Genomic DNA, 2061 nt, shown 5'->3' with positions numbered 1-2061 from the left:
GCGCCCGGTCGGGGGCCGGTGCCGGGTCAGCGCAGGGTGACCTGACGTGCCCTCAGGCCGTCGCGCGACGCGCGCTCGTCGGAGCTGAGCGGACCGTCCTTCGCCAGGGCCTCGCCCAGTCGCGCGTCGAGCTCCAGCAGTCCCGGCGCCCACTCCTGATGGTGCATCTCCGGGTCCAGGTCGAACACCGGCACGAGCAGCCCGTGGGTACGGAACGACCCCGCGAACCGGGACCCCTCGCCCAGGTGGAGGCCGCCGGCGGAGTGCACGCGCGCGAGTGCCTCGAACAGCGCGTCCTCGTCCTCCGGGCGCACCCAGCGGACGTGGGCCTTCTCGCCCGCGTCGACCCACCAGGCCGCCTCGATGCCGTCGGCCGCGACCCGGGCGGAGGGCATCATGACCTCGTTGGCGTTCTTGATGGCCTGGGCGATCTCGGGCCTGACCTGGGCACCTTCGGCGAGCCACCAGGAGAAGTCGCCGTGCACGGAGATCTCGAGCGGGGCGTCGGCGACCACGACGTCCTCCAACGCCGGGGTGGACTCGTCCGGGTGGGAGGACGTCAGGGTCTCCCCTCCCCCGGCACGCGAGGCCCAGTCCACCGCGTAGGCCAGGTCGGCCGCCGGATCGGGTCCGTGGACCTGGACCTGGAGACCCACCATGGCCTCGCCGCCCAGCTCGTCGTCGCGCACCAGGCCGGCGATGGCCCCCGGCAGGACGGTCGCCAGGATGATCTCCCGCTTCTCGGCGGTGGTGGTGAGTCGCGCGGTCGCCGACGGCACGAACTCGCGCATCGCGACCATGTCGCACTCACCGGCGAACCCGGCGAACGGCCGGGGTTCGGTGCTCAGTTCCTCACGCTCGGCCGCGCGTGCGGCGATCTTGGCCTGGCGGTTGCCGCCGGACTTGGGCTCATTATGGCGCTGACGTCTACCCACGGGCACCACGATACGGTGCGCCCGCGCGGTCCGTCCGCCGGACATCGGACTCGGGCTCCGTCATCGCGGGAGGCCGTCGGATCGGGTCGGCCGTGACGGGGTCAGTCGCGACGCGTGGGCCCGTCCAGGACGCCCCGGGCCCGTGACGGGACGTTGGTGGCCACCCACTCCACGCCCAGGTCGCGGCACAGGAGCATGTCCGCCGGGTCGTCGACGGTCCAGCAGTAGGTCCCCATCCCCCGCGACCTCCAGTACTCGACCAACCACGGCCGCGCCCGGAGCGCGCCGATGCTCGGGCCCATCAACTGGGCGCCGAACCCCTCGGCCGGCCACGACTTGAGGACGTTGCCGCGCTCGCGGAGCTGCACGGTCGGCACCTGCGGGGCCAGTTGCCTGAACCGTCGCACCGCCATCACGGAGAAGCTCATCATGAGCGCGCGGGACTCGGCGTGCGAGGCGGGCCGGTCCAGACCGAAATACCTCAGCTCGTCCCGGAGCGCGACCTCGACGCGGCCGCCGGTGGGCACCGGGTGCTTGGTCTCCAGGAACAGCTTCACGTGCGGGTACGCCTCGGCCATCACCAGGAGACTGCGCAGCGTGAGGAGTGGTTCGGGCCGGCGGTGCACCGGATGCCAGGAGCCCAGGTCGAGGGCGGACAGCTCGTCCAGGGTGCTGGAGTGGACCCAGACGTCGCGGTCCGCCACGCGCGCGGTCCGGGGATCGTGCAGGAGCACCGGGACGCCGTCGGAGGTGAGCCGCACATCCACCTCGAGCGCCTCTGCGCCCTGCTCGAGGGCCTTCTCGTAGGCGACGAGCGTGAGTTCGGGGAACTCGGCCGAGGCCCCTCTGTGGGCGACGACCCCGCTCCCGGTGGACACCGTGGACCGCAGATGTGTGGTCGCGGGGACCGTCACGTCTCACTCCTCTCGAGCCGGGGACGACTCCACGATGCCCCGCGGGAGAAGCCGCCGGGTGAACCGCGGGGAAGGCTCATCGAAACTCCGCATGGCGGTCCGGGTCTCACGCGCCGCCCACACCGCGGCGGCCGCCGCGAGCGCGGTGAGGAGAACCGTGTCCGCCGCGGCCTGCGAGCCCTCACCCGTGCCCCGCCACAGTGCGAGCGCGA

2 protein-coding genes and 1 pseudogene are annotated in these 2061 nt (G+C 72.9%); all 3 read right to left on the bottom strand.

Annotated features, from left to right (window positions below; genetic code table 11):
- Positions 1–26: 26 nt before the first annotated feature.
- On the bottom strand, positions 27–980 hold the full coding sequence (locus tag G6021_RS14010; protein WP_182641543.1) for a DUF5926 family protein: 954 nt from the start codon (positions 978–980) through the stop codon (positions 27–29).
- Positions 981–1036: 56 nt separating this feature from the next.
- Positions 1037–1849 carry a glycerophosphodiester phosphodiesterase family protein gene (locus G6021_RS14005; protein WP_182610245.1) on the bottom strand — a complete coding sequence of 271 codons (813 nt, stop codon included), beginning with the start codon at positions 1847–1849 and terminating at the stop codon, positions 1037–1039.
- Positions 1850–1852: 3 nt separating this feature from the next.
- Positions 1853–2061: pseudogene (locus G6021_RS14000) on the bottom strand (hypothetical protein); the annotation flags it as partial.

It is taken from the genome of Dietzia sp. CW19 (assembly GCF_014145265.1).
In the GTDB taxonomy this organism is placed as follows: Bacteria; Actinomycetota; Actinomycetes; order Mycobacteriales; family Mycobacteriaceae; genus Dietzia; species Dietzia natronolimnaea.
This window is presented reverse-complemented; position numbering and strand designations above follow the sequence as displayed.